Origin of the sequence: Streptomyces sp. NPDC057428 (genome assembly GCF_042803195.1) — a bacterium.
Classification (GTDB): Bacteria; Actinomycetota; Actinomycetes; order Streptomycetales; family Streptomycetaceae; genus Streptomyces.
The window spans coordinates 1-16668 of record NZ_JBHVCT010000081.1; the positions used below are offsets into that span (position 1 = coordinate 1).

29 protein-coding genes and 2 tRNA genes are annotated in these 16668 nt (G+C 71.6%); 3 read left to right on the forward strand and 28 right to left on the reverse strand.

Translation table 11 applies throughout. From position 1 onward, the window contains the following. Positions 1 to 175: 175 nt before the first annotated feature. The 13 genes from ACFU5K_RS25005 to ACFU5K_RS25065 all read right to left on the reverse strand — a co-directional run bounded on the left by ACFU5K_RS25005 (position 176) and on the right by ACFU5K_RS25065 (position 6512). Entirely contained in the window at positions 176 to 460 is a 285-nt protein-coding gene (locus tag ACFU5K_RS25005) for an HNH endonuclease (RefSeq protein WP_384065479.1), read from the reverse strand. Positions 461 to 480: 20 nt separating this feature from the next. Continuing rightward, positions 481 to 891, reverse strand: a complete 411-nt coding sequence (locus ACFU5K_RS25010; protein ID WP_384065480.1) for a DUF732 domain-containing protein — start codon at positions 889 to 891, stop codon at positions 481 to 483. Between the two features lie 68 nt (positions 892 to 959). Further along, the gene (locus tag ACFU5K_RS25015; RefSeq protein ID WP_384065482.1) at positions 960 to 1205 is read right to left on the reverse strand and encodes a MerR family transcriptional regulator; all 246 of its coding nucleotides are present in this window, start codon (positions 1203 to 1205) and stop codon (positions 960 to 962) included. A 213-nt stretch (positions 1206 to 1418) separates the two neighbouring features. Next, on the reverse strand, positions 1419 to 1814 hold the full coding sequence (locus ACFU5K_RS25020) for a DUF6221 family protein (RefSeq protein WP_384065484.1): 396 nt from the start codon (positions 1812 to 1814) through the stop codon (positions 1419 to 1421). Further along, complete coding sequence (locus ACFU5K_RS25025; RefSeq protein ID WP_384065486.1) at positions 1811 to 2251, reverse strand: hypothetical protein; 441 nt, start codon at positions 2249 to 2251, stop codon at positions 1811 to 1813. The genes ACFU5K_RS25020 and ACFU5K_RS25025 overlap by 4 nt, the downstream gene beginning before the upstream one ends. A 236-nt stretch (positions 2252 to 2487) precedes the next feature. Continuing rightward, positions 2488 to 2679, reverse strand: coding sequence for a hypothetical protein (locus ACFU5K_RS25030; protein WP_384065487.1), 192 nt, complete (start codon positions 2677 to 2679; stop codon positions 2488 to 2490). A gap of 3 nt (positions 2680 to 2682) precedes the next feature. Then, positions 2683 to 3531: a hypothetical protein gene (locus tag ACFU5K_RS25035; RefSeq protein ID WP_384065489.1), complete on the reverse strand. Its 849-nt coding sequence runs from the start codon at positions 3529 to 3531 to the stop codon at positions 2683 to 2685. Continuing rightward, entirely contained in the window at positions 3528 to 3986 is a 459-nt protein-coding gene (locus ACFU5K_RS25040; protein ID WP_384065491.1) for a hypothetical protein, read from the reverse strand. Before ACFU5K_RS25040 ends, ACFU5K_RS25035 begins: the two co-directional genes overlap by 4 nt. A 14-nt stretch (positions 3987 to 4000) precedes the next feature. Continuing rightward, on the reverse strand, positions 4001 to 4642 hold the full coding sequence (locus tag ACFU5K_RS25045; RefSeq protein ID WP_384065493.1) for a hypothetical protein: 642 nt from the start codon (positions 4640 to 4642) through the stop codon (positions 4001 to 4003). Then, positions 4639 to 5697, reverse strand: a complete 1059-nt coding sequence (locus ACFU5K_RS25050; RefSeq protein WP_384065495.1) for a protein transporter Sec31 — start codon at positions 5695 to 5697, stop codon at positions 4639 to 4641. The genes ACFU5K_RS25045 and ACFU5K_RS25050 overlap by 4 nt, the downstream gene beginning before the upstream one ends. Positions 5698 to 5761: 64 nt before the next feature. After that, the gene (locus ACFU5K_RS25055) at positions 5762 to 5920 is read right to left on the reverse strand and encodes a hypothetical protein (RefSeq protein WP_384065497.1); all 159 of its coding nucleotides are present in this window, start codon (positions 5918 to 5920) and stop codon (positions 5762 to 5764) included. Beyond that, positions 5920 to 6168 (reverse strand): hypothetical protein, encoded by a 249-nt coding sequence (locus tag ACFU5K_RS25060; RefSeq protein ID WP_384065499.1) that lies wholly within the window; start codon positions 6166 to 6168, stop codon positions 5920 to 5922. The genes ACFU5K_RS25055 and ACFU5K_RS25060 overlap by 1 nt, the downstream gene beginning before the upstream one ends. Further along, positions 6165 to 6512, reverse strand: coding sequence for a hypothetical protein (locus ACFU5K_RS25065; RefSeq protein WP_384065501.1), 348 nt, complete (start codon positions 6510 to 6512; stop codon positions 6165 to 6167). The genes ACFU5K_RS25060 and ACFU5K_RS25065 overlap by 4 nt, the downstream gene beginning before the upstream one ends. 186 nt (positions 6513 to 6698) lie before the next feature. Between ACFU5K_RS25065 and ACFU5K_RS25070 the strand changes: the two genes are divergently transcribed. Next, positions 6699 to 6986, forward strand: a complete 288-nt coding sequence (locus ACFU5K_RS25070) for a hypothetical protein (protein WP_384065503.1) — start codon at positions 6699 to 6701, stop codon at positions 6984 to 6986. 63 nt (positions 6987 to 7049) lie between these two features. Here the strand turns inward: ACFU5K_RS25070 and ACFU5K_RS25075 are convergent, their stop codons facing one another. From ACFU5K_RS25075 to ACFU5K_RS25135, 13 genes are all read right to left on the reverse strand, one after another. Beyond that, positions 7050 to 7766 carry a DNA-methyltransferase gene (locus ACFU5K_RS25075; protein ID WP_384065505.1) on the reverse strand — a complete coding sequence of 239 codons (717 nt, stop codon included), beginning with the start codon at positions 7764 to 7766 and terminating at the stop codon, positions 7050 to 7052. Positions 7767 to 7884: 118 nt separating this feature from the next. Continuing rightward, positions 7885 to 8631, reverse strand: coding sequence for a hypothetical protein (locus ACFU5K_RS25080; protein WP_384065507.1), 747 nt, complete (start codon positions 8629 to 8631; stop codon positions 7885 to 7887). Positions 8632 to 8736: 105 nt separating this feature from the next. Then, the gene (locus tag ACFU5K_RS25085; protein WP_384065508.1) at positions 8737 to 9399 is read right to left on the reverse strand and encodes a hypothetical protein; all 663 of its coding nucleotides are present in this window, start codon (positions 9397 to 9399) and stop codon (positions 8737 to 8739) included. Continuing rightward, a complete protein-coding gene (locus tag ACFU5K_RS25090; protein ID WP_384065510.1) occupies positions 9396 to 9692 on the reverse strand; it encodes a hypothetical protein in 297 nt (98 codons plus the stop codon). The genes ACFU5K_RS25085 and ACFU5K_RS25090 overlap by 4 nt, the downstream gene beginning before the upstream one ends. Beyond that, positions 9689 to 10012 carry a hypothetical protein gene (locus ACFU5K_RS25095; protein ID WP_384065511.1) on the reverse strand — a complete coding sequence of 108 codons (324 nt, stop codon included), beginning with the start codon at positions 10010 to 10012 and terminating at the stop codon, positions 9689 to 9691. Before ACFU5K_RS25095 ends, ACFU5K_RS25090 begins: the two co-directional genes overlap by 4 nt. Continuing rightward, complete coding sequence (locus tag ACFU5K_RS25100; protein ID WP_384065513.1) at positions 10009 to 10530, reverse strand: histone-like nucleoid-structuring protein Lsr2; 522 nt, start codon at positions 10528 to 10530, stop codon at positions 10009 to 10011. The genes ACFU5K_RS25095 and ACFU5K_RS25100 overlap by 4 nt, the downstream gene beginning before the upstream one ends. Beyond that, positions 10527 to 10721 (reverse strand): hypothetical protein, encoded by a 195-nt coding sequence (locus ACFU5K_RS25105; RefSeq protein ID WP_384065515.1) that lies wholly within the window; start codon positions 10719 to 10721, stop codon positions 10527 to 10529. Before ACFU5K_RS25105 ends, ACFU5K_RS25100 begins: the two co-directional genes overlap by 4 nt. Continuing rightward, entirely contained in the window at positions 10718 to 11038 is a 321-nt protein-coding gene (locus ACFU5K_RS25110) for a hypothetical protein (RefSeq protein WP_384065517.1), read from the reverse strand. Before ACFU5K_RS25110 ends, ACFU5K_RS25105 begins: the two co-directional genes overlap by 4 nt. After that, positions 11022 to 12683, reverse strand: coding sequence for a hypothetical protein (locus tag ACFU5K_RS25115; RefSeq protein WP_384065519.1), 1662 nt, complete (start codon positions 12681 to 12683; stop codon positions 11022 to 11024). The genes ACFU5K_RS25110 and ACFU5K_RS25115 overlap by 17 nt, the downstream gene beginning before the upstream one ends. 19 nt (positions 12684 to 12702) lie before the next feature. Further along, positions 12703 to 13146: a hypothetical protein gene (locus tag ACFU5K_RS25120; protein ID WP_384065521.1), complete on the reverse strand. Its 444-nt coding sequence runs from the start codon at positions 13144 to 13146 to the stop codon at positions 12703 to 12705. Continuing rightward, positions 13143 to 13349, reverse strand: coding sequence for a hypothetical protein (locus ACFU5K_RS25125; RefSeq protein WP_384065522.1), 207 nt, complete (start codon positions 13347 to 13349; stop codon positions 13143 to 13145). Before ACFU5K_RS25125 ends, ACFU5K_RS25120 begins: the two co-directional genes overlap by 4 nt. Continuing rightward, complete coding sequence (locus ACFU5K_RS25130) at positions 13346 to 13606, reverse strand: hypothetical protein (protein WP_384065524.1); 261 nt, start codon at positions 13604 to 13606, stop codon at positions 13346 to 13348. The genes ACFU5K_RS25125 and ACFU5K_RS25130 overlap by 4 nt, the downstream gene beginning before the upstream one ends. Then, a complete protein-coding gene (locus tag ACFU5K_RS25135; protein ID WP_384065526.1) occupies positions 13599 to 13907 on the reverse strand; it encodes a hypothetical protein in 309 nt (102 codons plus the stop codon). The genes ACFU5K_RS25130 and ACFU5K_RS25135 overlap by 8 nt, the downstream gene beginning before the upstream one ends. Positions 13908 to 14015: 108 nt before the next feature. Here ACFU5K_RS25135 and ACFU5K_RS25140 point away from each other — a divergent pair, with 108 nt between their 5' ends. Then, the gene (locus ACFU5K_RS25140; RefSeq protein WP_384065527.1) at positions 14016 to 14966 is read left to right on the forward strand and encodes a site-specific integrase; all 951 of its coding nucleotides are present in this window, start codon (positions 14016 to 14018) and stop codon (positions 14964 to 14966) included. Positions 14967 to 15069: 103 nt separating this feature from the next. On the opposite strand, the gene ACFU5K_RS25145 is transcribed toward ACFU5K_RS25140, so the two are convergent. Continuing rightward, positions 15070 to 15142: transfer RNA gene (locus ACFU5K_RS25145), tRNA-Arg, on the reverse strand. Positions 15143 to 15392: 250 nt separating this feature from the next. Next, a tRNA-Ser gene (locus ACFU5K_RS25150) sits at positions 15393 to 15483 on the reverse strand. Positions 15484 to 15879: 396 nt separating this feature from the next. On the opposite strand from ACFU5K_RS25150, the gene ACFU5K_RS25155 reads away from it, so the two are divergent. Further along, positions 15880 to 16347 (forward strand): SSI family serine proteinase inhibitor, encoded by a 468-nt coding sequence (locus ACFU5K_RS25155; RefSeq protein WP_384065529.1) that lies wholly within the window; start codon positions 15880 to 15882, stop codon positions 16345 to 16347. Positions 16348 to 16668: the final 321 nt, after the last annotated feature.

The window sequence follows — 16668 nt, forward strand, 5'->3', positions numbered from 1 at the left end:
CCTCCTCTACCGCCACGGTAGACAAGCCGCCACCCCAACCACACCCAGATCAGCGAAACCCCAGCTCAACCGTCCCTGGAAAGGATCCGCACCCTACCCAGCTCGGCTTCGAGCTGGGCGATGCGCCGCGGCGAGGGAACGTCGTGCGTGGGGCATCGGCTGCGTCCGAACATGGTCACCACCTCCGTGAAGCTCGGGGCTGCGCGGTGGTCAGCCGGTTGCCGCGCCGGGAGTTGCACCCGCGATGGGCGCTGCGGGCGTTGGCCGGGTCGAGGAGGTTTCCGCCGCGTGAGAGCGGGACGAGGTGGTCGAGGGTGAAGGCGTCGCGGTGCTTGCCTGCCTCGGGTCCGGTGATCTCGTACGGGATGTCGCGGCCGCAGATCCAGCAGGGCAGGCCGAGGGCGCGCTGCTGGGTGCAGAGGGTGCGGTAGGGGCGCCCGTTGCGGGGGTTGCCAGCCACGGGCGCCACCTCCTGTGCGGTCAGTAGTCGCCGGTGGCGCGCAGGTCTTCTGTGACCTGGTCGGTGAGGTTGGGGCAGTAGGTCTTGGTGCCGAGCACCAGGAGCTCGTTGACCTCGTCCCGCTTGGTGCCCCAGCCCTCGCCGAGCGGGTAGAGGAGGCCTTCGTCTGCGGTCAGCACATGGTCTGCGCTGTGCCCTTCGGCGAGGCTGTCACACCAGCGCTGCGGGTAGTCGAGGAGCTCGGCGTCGGTCGGGCCGGTGGTGGTCCAGCTGGTGATGCTGGCCTCGTCGACAGCAGCGAGGAAGGCATCGTCCTTGCTGACGGTCGGTGCAGGCGCAGCCTTGGCGGACGGTTCGGGCTCACTGCCGCACGCGGTGAGAGTGAGCAGGGCGGCCGTGGTGACGGCGGCCGCGGTGAGTCTGGTGCGCATGGTCCCCCCTGGGACTGAACGAGATGAGGGGGCCATCGTGGCGCAGCGTGGGTGTTGGTGTCCTGGGGTCAGCGGGTCTCGGTCATGCCGACGAGGCGTAGGGCGCGGCTGCGGGTGGCGAGTTCGGCGCGGGCGACGTCGGCGAGCCGGTAGAGGGGGTGGTGGGTCTCGGTGAGGCCGGCTCGTGGGAGGTGTCCGCGGCTGGCCCAGTCGCGGATGGTCGTGGGCCGGATGTGGGCGGCGCCGGCGCTGAGGAGCTGGCGGGCGCGATCGGCGTGGGCGGCGGCCTGGGCGGTCGTGAGCAAGTCGTCCATGGTCCTCCGTCCGGAACGCACGAGAGCCCCTGCCGGTAGGCGGGGGCTCGGACACACGTGTGGTGCTGGCAGCAGTGTCGCGCTAATCGTGGATCTTGTCCAGCGAGACGCGGCGCGCCCCCGTCCGGGGAGCTCCGGACGGGGGCGCGAGTCCGAGTAGCAAGCAGGCTGCTGGACGTCTCGGACGGTACGACGCAGCACTGACAGCCAGGGCTACGGCCGCCACTCGGCCCGGTAGCCGGGGTGGTCGGCGTACGGCAGGGCCAGGGACGGCAGGATGACCCGCCGGTACTCCGAGAGGATCGCTTCGCGCCCGGTCACGACGAGGACGTCTGCGACCATGGCCTCGTAGCGGCTGAGAAGTTCCCGCTTGGCGTCGACCTCGGCGAGGACGCGGGCCGGGTCGTGGCGGGCGATGTGCCTCATCTCCGACTCGTTGAGGCTGCTCACCGAGTCGAGATGGTTCGTGCCGAGGTCCACGTACGGAGCGTTGCCGGCGTCACTGAAGCGCCATTCGGCCGTCGCCCACGTCGCGTGCGTTGGGTCCTTCGCTATCTCCTCGTCTTCGTCGAGGCGGCGTTTCAGGAACTGCACCAGGTCGCTGCTCACATCTGCCCCCACGGGATGTCGTGCTGCCACGTCCACCGGCCCTCGGTATCCGGCTCGTACCAGGACCGGCCACCAGGGTAGGCGCAGCCGGGCCCGAGGATGCCGATCCCTGGCTCCGGGTCCTCCGGGTCCACGGCCACGCTTTGCCCGTCGAGGGGCCCGCCGTGCAGCTGCACGGTCACCAGTTGCGCCACCAGCTCGGCACTCCTCTCTGTGCCGTCCGGGACTGCGACGATGCCAGCCGTCTGCTGCTCGGTGAGTTCGACGCCGGTCTCCCTGTAGATCTGGGCGGCGCATCGAAGGCGGCAGGTGTCGAGGAACTCGGTGCGCCACTGCTCTTTAGCGTCGTCCCATAGGGCACGGGTGAGGGGGATGCGGAAGACGTATTTCGTGCCGTTGATGACGCTGGTGCAGCAGATGTCGAAGGTGTCGGTCACGGGGGCATCCTCTCGCGGCGATGCCCCGCTGCATACGGCAACGGGGCATCGGGCCGGGCTACTTAGTCTTGGCGGCCTTCTCGGTCTCCCGAGCCTGTTTGCTCTGCTCGTTCTTCCTGGCGAGGTTGCCGATGCTGATGGGCTTCAGTGCCATGATCATGGTTCTGTCTCTGTGATGGGGATGGGTGACCCGGGGCTGGCCGATGTCTTGGCGGATGGCGGCCAGCCTCGGGGTGTCAGCGGCGGATGGGCTCGATGGCGTCGGACGCCACGGTGTGGATCTGGCCCTGGCGGAGGTGGATGCCGCAGCCCTCGATCTGGACGCGGGCGGTGGTGCCGTCGTCCTCGAGGATGTGGACGGGGACAGTGCAGCCGGCGGTGGCGATGTGGGGCAGGGCGGCCTTCTCGGGGATGGCGTGGAGCGGCATGGGTCAGGTCCTCTCGGGATGGAGCACGGTGTGCCGTGACGGGTTGTCGGGGTCGTCGGTGATGACGTATCCGGGGGTGTTGTTGGCGTTGTTGTTGTTGCTCTGACCTGGCACAACAACGCCCACAAGGGGTGTCTTTGAAGTGGGGGAGGGGAGGGGTGGGACGTCGGTGCGGTGGACGCCCTCCCGGCCGCTCTCTCCTGGGACCCGCACGCCGGCCCTTACGCGGATGTCCAGTCGGGCCAGGAGGGCGCGCACATCGCGGGTGGCCCACGGGGCCCGCTTGGGGCGTGCGGGGAGCACCTCGGCGAGGGCCTTGAGGTGGACTCCTCCGGACTCCTGCAGGAGGCCGTGCATGAGGGGGGCGATGTCGTCTCGGGTGAGGGTGTCGGCGGGGTCCGGCCGGGTCTGTTCCGTGCCTTCCTTCTGCTGGTCGGCGGTCGGCTTCTTGGCGGAGAGAGCGGCGGCGTAGCCGAGGGCGAGGGCGGTGAGCGCCCAGGCGGTGGCCAGGGTGATAGCGATCGTTGTGGTCCAGGGCAGGCCCTTCGCGACAGCGGCGGCGATCAGGAGAGAGGCCCAGCGGAGCGGGGCTGAGCCCTCGGTGGCCTGCTTCGTTGGAGGCTTCTTCTCGGCTGTCTGCCTCGGGGGCTTGGTCTGCTCCCCCGCCTCGGCCTCCGGCTTCTCCTCGGTCTCCCCTGCGCTGTTCTGCGGGGCGTCCGGCTGCTCCTTCACGGGCTTCTCGGGGACGGTGGTGGGCTTGGGGTTGGCGTTACAGAGCCAGTCGACGGTCCAGCGGCTGAGGCGGGACCAGCCGACCCACAGTGCGGTCCAGAACGCGATCCAGTACGTCATGCCAGGCGCTCCCCGAACATCATGAAGAGGGCGCCGACCAGCTGGCGGGGGATGGCCCAGATAGAGCCGTCCCCAGCCGCGGGCCAGGTGAACGCGGCGATCAGGCAGATGACCGATGCGCGGACTGGGTTGAGGGGCGCGACCAGCATCAGGATGAGCAGGAGCAGGGACGCCGCGCCGATCCCGATCTCTCCGAACGGCCCGCCACCGGTGCCTACGCCCAGGCCGGTCCATCCCTGCTGGACGAACTGCTCGGCGTGGGCCCAGATCTCGCCCGCGGCGGTGTAGGCGGAGCCGGTGAGGAGCGCGACGACCCCGGCCCGGCCGGTCGTGAGCCGGATCTTCCCCTTCCCGATCACGCCGAAGACCAGGAGGACGGTGAGGCAGATGGCGAGGCCGCCGGAGCCGAGGAATCCGAGGATGCTGCTGCCGCTGCTGGGTGCTGCGAGATACATGGTGGCGGGTTCTCCTACAGGGCGTCGGGCGCGTTGAGGGCCAGGGCGAGGGCGGCGGAACAGACGGGGATGCGGGCGGCCCAGACGATGGCGGGGCGCAGCGCGGGCGGCATGTAGGGCAGGCCGGGGAGGTAGCTGGCGACGATCCACGTGACCAGGCCGAGGGCGATACCGACGGCCGGTCCGGCGTTGCCGGCGTCGGCGATGAGCTCGGCCATCTGCTCGGTCAGGCCGGTGTACCAGCCGACGCCGGCCGCCCCGGCGTGGTAGGCGACCCAGATGCGGCGCCGGTGGAGACGCTCGGCGGCCTGGGCGTCGGCGGGGTCGACGGGCGGGGCCCAGGGGGGTGGAGGGGGCTGGTGGACGGTGACGTGGATGCCGGGCGCGGCCGCGGTCTGCTGCTGCGGGGTCGGCTCGGGCTCCGGGGTGGGGCGGGTGCCGAACGGCTGTGGGCGGACGTACCACCACGCCCGGCTCTTCTCCGGCTGCTCGTCCTCCTGGTCGTCCTCGTCGTCCTGGTCCTCGTCCTCGTTCGGGGCCGTGGGCTCAGGGATGACGTGGACCTGGACGAGCGGGGGCTGCTGCTGCTCGTCGACGGGGGCGCCGTCGACGATGCGGCGCAGCCGGTCCCGGAGGGTCTTCTCGTCGTCGCTCATGACGCCAGCAGGCGGTTGTATGTGCGGACGATGGTGGAGCGCGGGACTTCTGTCCCGTGGATCGTGTGGATGTAGGACACGACCTTGTCCTTGTCCCGGACACCGGAGGACAGGGCTGTCCTGACGCTGTCCGCGACGGACTGACCGGGCGGGGCGATGGCGGGCAGCGGGCCCTCTGACCTGGTGTCTCGCTTGTCCTGGGCGTTGTCCTCGGTGTCCAGGACAGCCAGGACAACGTCCGGGTCGTAGTCCAAGCCGAGGGTGTCGAGGTGGTCCAGGACGTCATCGTGGGACAGGTCCGGGACGGTGGCCCGGATGGCCCGGACAGCAGACAGGACAGTCGGGGACAGCTGTCCTGGCGTGTCCCGTTCGCTGTCCTGATCGAGGGCCGCGGGTACGGGAAGCGGGGCGAACACGGCGGCCTGGCCCTCGATCCGGGCGAGGGTGCGCAGCTGCGCGGCGAGGGCGAGGCGTGCAGCGATCTCGGCCTCTTCGTGGAGCAGCCACTTCCTCGTCCGGTCTGGCAGCGGCCGGGACTGGTGCCTCATGACAACGGTCCACATCTTCTTCGCGACGGCCGAGACGGCGGCACCGGCCAGGCCGACGTACAGGGCCGCTTCTACGTAGCCGTGGGTGGCAACGACGACCATGTCCAGGGCCAGCGCCCAGTTGCCGGCGGTGCGGGGCCCGGCGGCACGGGCGGTGTCGTACCGGGCGAGCCATTCCAGGGCCATGCAGGACACCCAGGCGATCGCGAACGCGCCGGCGGCCAGGTAGGCGATGGGGGTGACGACGGCGCGGGCGAGGAGGTCACCGATGCTCGCGACCGACCAGACGATGGCGACAGTGATCAGGGCGACCGCTGCGGTGGTCACCGCGGTGGTGACGACCTGGTCCCAGTCGCGGGGAGGCACGGGCACGGTGGCCTCGTAGTCCTCCTCGATCATCTTGGTCTTGCCGTTCACGGTGTGCGGGACGAGGCGCTGCCGGGTCTCGGTGCGGTAGCGGACGCCGGGGAGCAGCTGCTGCTCGGTGGCGGTCTGTTCTGTGGTCACGCTGCTCCTCCGGGAGCGAGAGGTGGCCGGGCCGCATGGGGGTGCGGCCCGGCCGTACGGGTGGTCAGCCGCGGGACCCGGCGGCGGTGTTGCCGCTGGTGCGGGCGGACCCGAGCTGGATGCGGCTGTCCGTGGTGCTGGGGCGGGGGCCCTGCGCGGCGGCGGCCTGGCCCTGCTGGTACGCCTTCGCGGCGTCGGCGGAGGTGACGGAGGGCTTCGGCATCAGGCAGTCCCCCCGATGCCCGGTTGGCCGTGGTCGGCTTCCTTCTCGAGGGCGGCGACGAGGTCGCGGAGGCGCATCTCCAGGCCGACGGCGGCGCGGAGCATCTCGTTGTGGTCGTGGATGTTCGCGGTGGCCGTCTCCTCGAGGACCTCCCGGGCGCGGCTGAGGGCCGAGCCGAGCGGCGAGACGTAGCTGCGGGCGTCCCGCTCCGGGTCGTGCAGCGGGGTGTGCCCGCTGTCGCTGCTCATCGGGCGTTCGCCGTACGGATGAGCTGCATGCCGTACTCGGCGCGCGTGATGGGGGCCGCGGGGATCGGCCAGTCGACGCGCGGCATGTGGCGCAGCAGGCGGCCGGTGGCGGCGACGGCGCGCGGGATGCCCATGCCGTGGATCTCGGCGGCGGCCCGGCCGGCGTACGCGAGGCGAGTGACTTCCCGCATGGCCAGCGTCGGGTTGGCCGCGCAGAGGGCGCGGCCGACGTCGGCCATCAGGGCGCGGGTGGGGTTGTCCAGGGTGGTGCGGGCGGCGTGCAGGGCCACGTCCATGTCGGGGGCCGAGGCGAGAGTGGTGGCGGCGCGGATACGATCGCGCATGGTCGTCCTCCTGGTGATGTCAGGTGGGTGGCTGGCCCCGATCGGAGTGACAGCTCTGATCGGGGCCGTTGTGCATCGAGCGCGGGGAGCAACTCGATCCGCCGTACAGCGGACGATTGTCACCGTACAGCGGGGGCTGTACGGTTGTCCAGAGCGGACGCGCTCCCCCACGGAAAGGGAGCAGCAGTGGCGGACCAGCCGGATGACGAGCAGGAGGTGCGGGTCGTGGTCGAGACTGTCGACTCACTGGAAGCGCTGGACGACCCAGCAGAACGGGCGCGCCGCGCGGGCCAGTTGCTCGCCGCGTGGCCGGCGCAGGGCGCGCGGCTGCGGGAGATCAGGCAGACGGCAGTGGTGGCGATGCGGGCGGAGAAGGTGCCGTACCGGCAGATCGCGAAGGCGCTGGGGATCTCGCTGGCCCGGGTACAGCAGATCGAGGCAGGCGAACGAGGGCGGAAGGCTCCGCCCGCTTAGCAGACGCAGCTGCGCCCCTCCCGGGAGTGTCGGGAGGGGCGCAGCCGTGTCTGCAGCCTACGGTCAGGCTGCGGCCGCCAGGCGGCCCTGGGCGCCTGCCGCGTACACGGCGGACTGCTCGATGCCGACAAAGCGCCGACCCTCCTGCAGGGCGGCGACCCCGGTGGTGCCCGACCCGGTGAACGGGTCCAGGACGAGGCCGCCCCCCGGGGCGATGCGGACCAGCTGGCGCATGACGTCCACCGGCTTCTGTGTGATATGGATCCGGGCTTTCCCGCGCGGCTGGGATCCCTCGAGCCAGCCGGGCAGGTAGATCGTCGGGGCGTGGCGCAGCGGGTCGCCGCGGCTGCCCCAGAGCACGTACTCACACTCGCGCCGGAACCCGTTCTTCACCGGACGACTGATCGGCTTGCGCCAGGGGATGATGCCGCGCCACGTCCAGCCCGCGGCCTGCAGAGCGTCGCTCGTCGCCGGGAGCTGCGCCCAGTCGGTGAACACCAGGGCGCTGCCGCCGGGGCGGGTGAGGCGGTAGCAGTCGGCGAGGACCAGGCCGAGCCAGTGGGCGTACGAGCGCTGGTCGCGGGTGTCGCCGTCGAAGTCCGGCAAGGAGTGCTGGGCGTCGCCGGAGACGTACTTGCCCCGGGCGCCCTGGCTGCGCCGCTCGGCGTTGGTCCGCCCTCCGGAGTTGTACGGAGGGTCGCAGATGACGGCGTCCACGGTGATGTCGAGCGTGGGGAGCAGGGTCAGGGCGTCGCCCTGGTGCAGCGTCCAGCCGGGCATGTCGTCTCTCCTGTCGCGGGTCGCGTACGCCGGCGGTCCGGCGAGCGAGTCGATGCGTCGAAACGATCATGCCTCGAACTCGTGTTCGATACAGCGTCCAAGTAGCCGCCCTTTTGGATCATGCTGCGGTCTGGCGGGCCTGCTCGCGGGCGGCCTGCATCAGCAAAGCGGTACGGACGAGACCGGGCATCACGACGGCGCGGTGGTCGGCGTACTGCTCGCGGGTCAGGCGTACGGGGCAGACCTTGCACGTGATGTGGAGCTCGTCCTCCCGCTCCTGCAGGGCGAACCCTTCGCACCCGGGGCACGGCGCGTCCATGGAGCGGCTACCCGGCCGGGTGTGGGTGAGCCAGCGGATCCGGTGGACGACGTCCTCGAGCTGCTCGTACATCGCATGGGCCCACGACTGCCGTGCGGCGTACGGGAGGTAGGCCTGCAGCCACGTGCACCATGCCGGCACATCGGCCCCGCGCCGCGCCCAGGGCCCGGTGCACGGCTGGATCCGGACGGTGCCGTGCTCGTCCCGGTGGACGGAGGGGAGCTCGCTGGCGATGTACCGGGCCCACCCGTACAGCAGCGGACCAAGCGGCACGCCACCGGTCTGGTCGCCGTGGGCGTCCACCCACGGCACGGCGTGCCCGGGCCCGAGGAGGTCCAGGACGCGCACGTCGACGGGGAGCGGGGAGTGGGCGCGGCCGCTGCCGCCGCGCTGCGCCGGGCCGGTGTCGGGGCGCAGCATGTCCCGCAGAAGCGGGAGGTGCTGAGGAATCTCCCGCAGCCACGTGCGCAGCCGGTACTGGCAGGCGTCGCACAGGTAGTGCTCGGCGGGGGCGTGGCGGTGGCAGATGCTGCAGGTGGTGTCCATGTCGTGCTCCGGTGCCGAGGTGCGGTGGTCAGGTGTGGGGCTGGGAGCCGCAGCGGCGGCGGCAGGTGAAGCAGAAGTACGGCGACCGGTCCTCGGCGTCGTCGCTCACGGAGTCGGCTCCTCGGTCGCGGCCTGGTCGGCGGGCACGGTCGGCGCCTGGTCGGCCCACTCGATGCGGGCGCCGTGGTAGCCGCTGCGCAGGAGCTCAGGCACGGACACGGTGACGGTCGCGAACCCGTACTCGGGGTCGTCTAGGACGAATGCCCTGCCGGAGGGGAACACGGCGCCGTCCAGGTGGTGGCCGTCGCGCAGAACCAGGCGGAAGCCGCGGGCGTACCCGGCCCCGCTGTCCGCGAGCTCGGCGAAGCCTTGGGCGATGACCAGCTCTGCCCGCTCGGCACGCTCACGCAGCGTCGTGGTGCGCCGCTCGAGGCGCTCCTTCGCCTCCGCAGTGACCGCGTCGGACAGCTCGGCCTGGCGGCGGAGCTCCGTCATTGCGGCGTCGCGGATACCCAGGAAGGCGTCCGCGTCGGCCAGGTACGACTCCACGTCGGCCGGATAGGCCGTGGCCCACGGCTTGCGAATGTGCTGCTCGAAGAGGGCGGCGGCGATCCGCTCTCGGTAGGTGGGCTCGGTGCGGTCGGCGAGGTCCCGAAGCGGGGCAGTGGCGGTCTCAGGCGACTCGGCCCGGCGCTTCAGAGCGCGGTACTCCTCACAGTGCGGGCAGGGTGCGCTGATGGGCTGCTGCCGTTCGGCGTGCTCGGTCATGGGGTCGGTGTCTCCTTGCGGTTCTTGAGGTAGGTCAGGAAGTCCGTGACGACCTGCCAGTCCGCGGACGTTGCGCGGGCACGCGGGTTGTTGCCGCAGGGCGGGCCGCTCCTGCGGGGACGGGGCAGGGTGTGCGCCGGGCAGCGGTCGCTGCCCGCGCCGGCGGTGGACCATCCGGCGCGGGCAGCGACCTCGTACGCCTCGGCCTCCGTACGGGCCCCGGTATAGAGCCGCGCCGCGCAGATGCCGTACGGGACGGAGCGGTCACAGGTCACGACGATGCCCATGCTCATGACCGGCCCCCCGTGCAGGCGGTGGGGTGGTGGACGGCGCCGCGGGAGACGATCCCGGACTCGCAGCACCAGCTGCCCCACCGCTCGGCGAAGGCGGCACCCTTGAGCGCGAGGGCCTGCCGGCGGGCCTTGTGGTGCAGGTCCTGCAACTGCTCGGCAGCGCCGCGGACGTACGCACTGGCCTCCCAGCAGACCCCGGTCAGGACGAGGCACAGCAGGACGGCGGCGGGGCGGCCGGACCAGGCGTACAGGAAGCCGAGGACCGCGAAGGTGGCACCGGCCAGGATGAGACCCGCGTACCGCAGGCGGGCGGGTATCACCGTGCACCGCCGGTCGCCTCGCGCCACGCCTGGACGACCCAGGCCGGGATCGACCCGCGGTCGGCGACGTCGTGGCCGGCCGCACGCGCCCAGGCTCTGACTGCCGCCTGGTCGTAGCCGGGAGCCGAACTCTTCCGGCGGGGGCGCAGCCGCTCCTTACGGGCGCGGAGCTCGGCGAGCTGCTGCTCGAGGCGCTGCTCCTCGGCGTCGGCCTGGGCGAGTTCCTCGGCCTGGGCGTACAAGCCTCGGAGCTCCCGCAGCAGCAGCCGGGCCTGCTCCCCCTTGCGGGCCACGAACTTCGTCTCGTGCCCTTCGGCCCAGGCGAGGAGCTTGCCGACGGGGGGCGCCGTGCCGCCGGCGGGAGTGGTAGGCACGGGCCCGCGAGGACCGGGGACGGGGGTCGGCTGCTGCATGGTCTTCCTCTTTTCGGCGGTGATGTGAGGGATCTCGGGCGCCGGGTGGCGCGGTACGTCGGGGAGCTCCTCGTCCAGGAGGTGCTGCAGGGCGGCACCCGTCATGACGGGTGCCGCCAGGGGCGTTTGGCCCGGTCACCGAGGCGCCACCCCTCCAGGCCCTCGAGAAGCTCTTGGACGTGCTCGGCGGCCTGCGGGTCCGGACGTGCGCCTCGTGGCCCGCCGTAGCTGCCGTCCGGGAACTCCTCGAGGGAGGCCTCAATCCGGGCGAGCGTCGTGGCGTCCTCGCTGATCACGACTGCCACCTCTGCGGGGCCGGCCGAACACCGGTGCGAGCGCGCTGCCCCGAGCTGCTGCTGCGCCTGGCGGGTCGGGCCTTGCAGCTGGCGAAGTGCGGCCGTGCCAGCCACTCGGCGTGCTCGAGGACCGGGCGGTCCTTCGACAGGCCTCGGGACCGCAGGCGGCCGGTGCCGTCGTAGTACGCCGCGGTGTTGCCGTCCTCGGCCGGGTCGGCGTCGACCGGCAGAGGCTTGCCCGCGGCGGTCACGGTCCACCGGATCGGAGCGTGACAGCCGGGGCATGCGACGACGTCGTGGTTACTGAGCTGGGGCATGAGCGGTGTCTCCTCCGGGGTCGATCTCGGCGAGGTGAGGCAGGACCAGGGCGTGGCCGTAGAGGTAGGTGGCCCGGGTGCGGCCGTGCTCGGCGACAGCCCGGCGGATGGCGTCCGGCGTCGCGGCCGCCCGCAGCTCCTGCAACTGCTTACGGGTCAGCTCCGACGGCGGTGATACGTCGGGGGCCGGGGCCGGCCGGGGCACCCAGTCCGTTACCACCACCCGCACAGGCCGCTCCTCGGACACCGGCCGCTGCTGCTGCGCCCCGTCCGGTCCGGTGGCGTCGTCGGCGGCCAGCTGGTCGACCGTGCAGACGGGGCAGGGGGCGCCGGTGTGCCAGGTGAACCCGCTCTCGCAGGTGTCGAGGTAGCAGCCGTGGCGGACCAGGGCGGCGCCGAGGATCCACCGGCCGACGTCGCCGCCCCGCGGGGCCTCGGTGTTGGAGTAGCGCAGGCGCAGACGGTCGGTGAGGCGTTCCTCGCCGGTTCCGGCGCAGAGCTGGCGGCCGATCTCCTGGCCGATGCGGCGCATGACGTACGTGCTGATCTCGGGCAGGTGGTGGCGTACGGGCTCGAGGACTCGCCAGACACGGGGCGACAGCTGCAGTCCCGGCCCGGTGTATGTCGTGCCGCCGCTGGTGTTGCTGCGCTTTTCGTCTTGAGCCGCACCGCGGAACGTCGGCCCGGCCGCGTTATCCACAGGGCGAGGCTGGTAACTACCGGTAGTTCGCCTCCGGCGGATTCCAGATCCGGCCTGTCCGACGACGTCAGTAGAGAGGGAGGTGTCTTCCTTAGACGCGAGGGACCCGTCATGATCGACCGCACCCACCCCGTCATCGTTGTCCGTCGGCACCTGTTGGGCGATGACCGGGAGCGCCAGCTGCACCGGCTCGTCGGTGGCGGTGTGCAGAGGGCGGGTGTTGACCGTGACGGCGTGGCGGGCACGCTCCCCAGCCCTGCGGCCGAGGGTGAGCCAGCCGAGGTCCTCGAGCTCGTCCAGGAGCCGGTAGCCGGTCTTCTGACCCAGCGGCTTGCCGGCGGACTTGCCGCTGTGGTGGAACAGTTCACCGGCGAGCTCGGCCCCGGTGACGGGCAGACCCTTCGCGGTGGCCCGGGCCAGGTGCAGGTAGGCGCGCAGGCGACGCGGAGACAGTGCCTCGGCGACCTGTACGGGGATCTCTAGGGCGGCCTCACTGCGGGGCACCAGGCGGGCGTAGCGCAGGGCGGTGCGGCCCTTCCCGCCGGTGTGGGTGCGCTGCTTCGTACGGAGCCACGGCTCCTCGCCGCCCGGACCGGGCCGGTTGAGGAGTTTCAGGCCGCGCTGCACACCGGATACCGACATGCCGAGCATGTCGGCGAGCTCGGCGGTGTGCGCGGTGCAGGGGTCGGTGTCCTGGCGGCCGCCGGGGAAGGACCGGCGGGCGTCCAGGGCGGCGACCTTTGTGTAGACAGATACGGCCTCGTCGTTGAAGTGGACGCCCACGAAGAGGGCTTCGGGGATCCATACGGTCTGCTCGCTGCGCCGGCGGGGCCGGTTGAAGCGAACGCCACCACCGCCGGCGCGTGGCCGTGCCGAGGCCGCGGGCTGCGGCGGGCACGGCGTAGCAGCAGCCGGGGCTGCTGCGTACGCGACGGCGGTGGTCACCAGGATTCTCCGGGGTAGGTCAGGCGGCGGGCTGGACCGCGGGGCGGTGGTGGAATCCGGCGCGGGCCCGGCCCATGGAGTGCGTGGGAATGACGGGCTGCAGCAGAGCGGTCTCGTACGGCACCGGGCCGGTGCGTCGGACCCAGCCGCGGTCCTCGAGGACGCGCAGCGCGACGACGACCTGGCCGGCGGACAGGCCGGTCGCCGTTGCGAGCCCGTGAAGGCCGGGCTGCTGCCCCATCTGGCCCGTCCTGCCGTTGGCGTAGGTCGCCAGGGTCAGGGCGGTCAGACGGGTCTGTGCCGTCATTCCGGAGCTCCGGACTGCGATGTCGTACAGCGGGCGGAAGCGCTCACCGGGGGCGAGGACGGCGGGCTCGAGCATCGCGGCCAGGCGGGCCTTGGCCCGGCGGTTGTTCGCCATGTCGGCGGGGGACGGCGGGCGAGGTGCTGCAGCAGTGGTCATGTCGACTGCTCCTGTTCTACGGGCGGTTCGATGAGCTGGTTGAGGTAGGACCCGGCGGGCCACCCCGGGCCCGGCGGGGGCTCGGGGTGGCCCTGCAGGGCGGCGGGGGTGTGCAGGTCGCAGCACCAGCCGCGCGGGTACAGGCGGGCGTAGTGGAGCCCGCACGGCGGTAGCGAGTCGCAGGCCTGGATGGCGCCGCTCATACCGCGTCGGCGTACTGGCCACACTCGGCGCAGCGCAGCCCAGTGGCCGTGGCGTGGTGGACGGTGGGCAGGCCGCGGCAGTCCGAGCTGTCGCACGGCGCAGTGACCGCGCTGTCCACCGGGTGCCCGGCGAGGCGGCGCAGGCCGGCCGCCGTACCCCGCCCGGCCGCGACCAGGAGGAGCACGGCGGCGACGACCTCGGTGACGATGCCGACGCCGAAAGTTGCGACCGCGTAGTAGACGACGGCGTCAGGCACTGGCGGCCGCCGTCCTCACGCGGAGCTCGGCGAGCGCGACGCCGTACGTGGCGCACAGGCCAGAGCACCAGACCCGGTCCGGGTCCGTCGACCCGCACACCCCGGCGCGCACCCACCCGTCCTGCAGCGTGCGCTCGTCGACGTCGTCGGCGACGGCACCGCACCGCGGCGTCGTGCAGGCGCCAGGAATCTCCGGGTGCAGCCCGGGCCGCGGCATGCCGTACGTCGGGTCGCTGCCGTCCTTCTTCGGGGCCCGCTTCTTCTTCGGTGCGATCGGGGTGTTGAACCCGGCAGCAGCCATCAGGCCTGCTCCTTACGGTGACGAGCGGTGTGGGTGAGGTGCCGGTCGGCAAGCCAGCCGACGACGATCCAGAGGAGATCGGACAGGCCGAGCGCGAGGACGGCGGATGTGGAGGTGAAGACGGCGCGCTCGTACGTGGACGCGATGGCATACGTGAAGGCGCGGCTCGGCGCGACGCCGGTTCAGCAGCTGACCGAGGAGAACGTGACCGAGATGGTCACGTGGATGCTCACCAGCGCTCGCCGGATCGGCGGGACGCCGGGCACGGGTCTCAGTGTCCGGACGGTGGACCTCACGCTGGGGCGCCTGCGCGCCGTGCTCATTCTCGGGATGCGGCGCAGCATCCTCACGCGGAACGTGGCCGAGTACGTCACCGTGCCGAAGGCGGCCCGGAAGGCAGCCCGCGCCAAGAAGCGTGAGAAGACTCCGTGGAACGAGGACGAGGTGAAGCAGTTCCTTGCCGGCATCCGGGGCGTCCGGGAGTACGGCGGGTGGATGCTGACGTTCATTGCCGAGCGGCCGGCCGAGGTGTGCGGTGCTCGCTGGGTGGAGGACATCGACCTGGAGAAGGGCACCACCACGATCGGCAATACCCGGACCCTGACGTACGACCCGTCACGTCCGCGCGGGGAGCGGTCGGTGGTGGTGGAGAAGGATGCCAAGTCCGAGGCTGGCGAGCGGGCCCTCCCCCTGCCCCTGCCGACGTGGGCCGGGCTCAAGGCCTTCCGTAAGGTTCAGGTGGCCGAGCGGCTCGCAGCCGGGGAGGCGTACGAGGGCGCGGGCTACGTGATGGTGGACGCGCTGGGTCGTCCGTGGAAGACGGACAAGCTGCGGCGCGAGGCGTACAAGTTGATGGACGGTGTCGGGGTTCGGCGGGTGACGCTCTACATGGCCCGGCACGCGGTGCTGTCGTGGATGGCGAACAACGGCGTACCGGACACGGTGGTGTCGGCGTGGGCCGGCCACGCGGACCTCAGCTTCACGAAGCGGGTCTACGTGCACCCTGACCCGCAGTCACTCCGGGCTGGGTCCGAGAAGTTGAACGAGCTGCTCGGCTGACCGGGCGGGCAAGATCAACAGGGCGTGTGAGAAAACGTGAGACGAAACGAGGAAGGCCCCGATCCTCCGGAGGAGAATCAGGGCCTTGACCTGGTGTTTCTTGTGCACTCGGCAGGATTCGAACCTGCAACCTTCTGATCCGTAGTCAGATGCTCTATCCGTTAAGCTACGAGTGCGTGGTCACGGTGTTGGCCGGTGACCTTGCCTCCCGGTTTTTTTCTCCCCGGTCGGCGTTGCGAGAACAACATTACATGACCTGCGCCGTCACGCGAAATCCATTAGCCGCACCACGCCTGAGCTGCGGAAACACCCATCTGGAGCAGTTTCCCCAGTCGCCCCCTCCCGGTGCCGCGGCCCCCAGAACCGCGCGCATGCGGCCGGAACGACCGAAGCCCCGTGCCAGTGGCACGGGGCTTCGGGATCTTGCGGAGGCGGAGGGATTTGAACCCTCGATGGGCTTTAAGACCCAAACCGCATTAGCAGTGCGGCGCCATAGACCGGACTAGGCGACGCCTCCAGCACACCCCGCGCGAGCGCGAGTGGTGCGTGCAGATGATGACACAGACGAGCGCGCTGTCACCAATCGCTGCTCACGGTACTAGGCAGGCGGGTGACTAGGCAAAGCGTCCTGGGCAGGTGTTGCGTCCCGTCGACCCGAAGCCCGTCGGGCCGCACCATCGGAACCCCGGCCGATCCGGGCGGTCCGCCTAGCCACGTCCCCCGCCTCCGCCGTCCGGAGGCCGTTCCGGTCGGCCCCCCAGGAGTTGCGCAACGTACGGGCGTACGGAGCGTTAGAAAGGCGAGGGCTCCGCCCTCGTCCGTCACCCCTGTGTGCCCGGCGCGCGCGCATCCCCCGGTGCGTGCCGGAGCAGACCGGCGCGCCCCCGGGTGCGCCAGAGCAACTGGAGCCCGCATGCTGCGCCGTCTCACCCTTACCGCCGTCGCGTCCGTCGCCGCGCTCGCCGCCGCCACCCCCCTCGCCACAGCGGCGTCCCCCCTGCTGCCCCTGCCCCCTCTCCCCATCCTTCAGGGGGACTGGGCGGCTGAGGACACGCAGACGAAGCTCAAGGTCACCGTCTCGCACTCCGGCAACCCCGCCGCCGACGGTGTCTTCGACCTGGAGTGCGACCCCGCCGGTGGCAGCCACCCCGCCGCGCAGCGGGCCTGCGACCTGCTGGACGAGGCGGCCGAATCGGGCGACAACCCGTTCGTGGCCACGGACCGCAACGCCATGTGCACCCAGCAGATGGGCGGGCCGGCCGCCGCCCGGGTCGAGGGAACCTGGCAGGGACAGAAGGTGGACTCCCGCTTCAGCCAGGCCAACGGCTGCGAGATCGCCCGCTGGAACTCCCTCGTGCCGGTGCTCCCCTCGGCCAGGTGACCTGGACCGCATCGGACGCCCCTCGCGAGAACGAGTTCACGAGGGGCACGCCCTCCCGCCCCTTCTCCCACCCTCTCCCCCGCCGTCTGCACCCCACCGGCGGAATCAGCCCCTCCGGATCGCTGGTTCTCCCCGGCGAGGTAGCCGCCTCTCCCCGTCGGCGTAGCCGGTTCGGCCGGGCGTGCGCCGGAACTTCGACCGGCCGTGACGGCGCACGCCGGGGCGTGAAATCGACCGGCCGAGGTGCCTAACCTACGCATTCCGGACCTCGTGCGAGCAGGCCCCGGTATGCCTCGTGCCGAATCCGAGCACGTCAGAGGG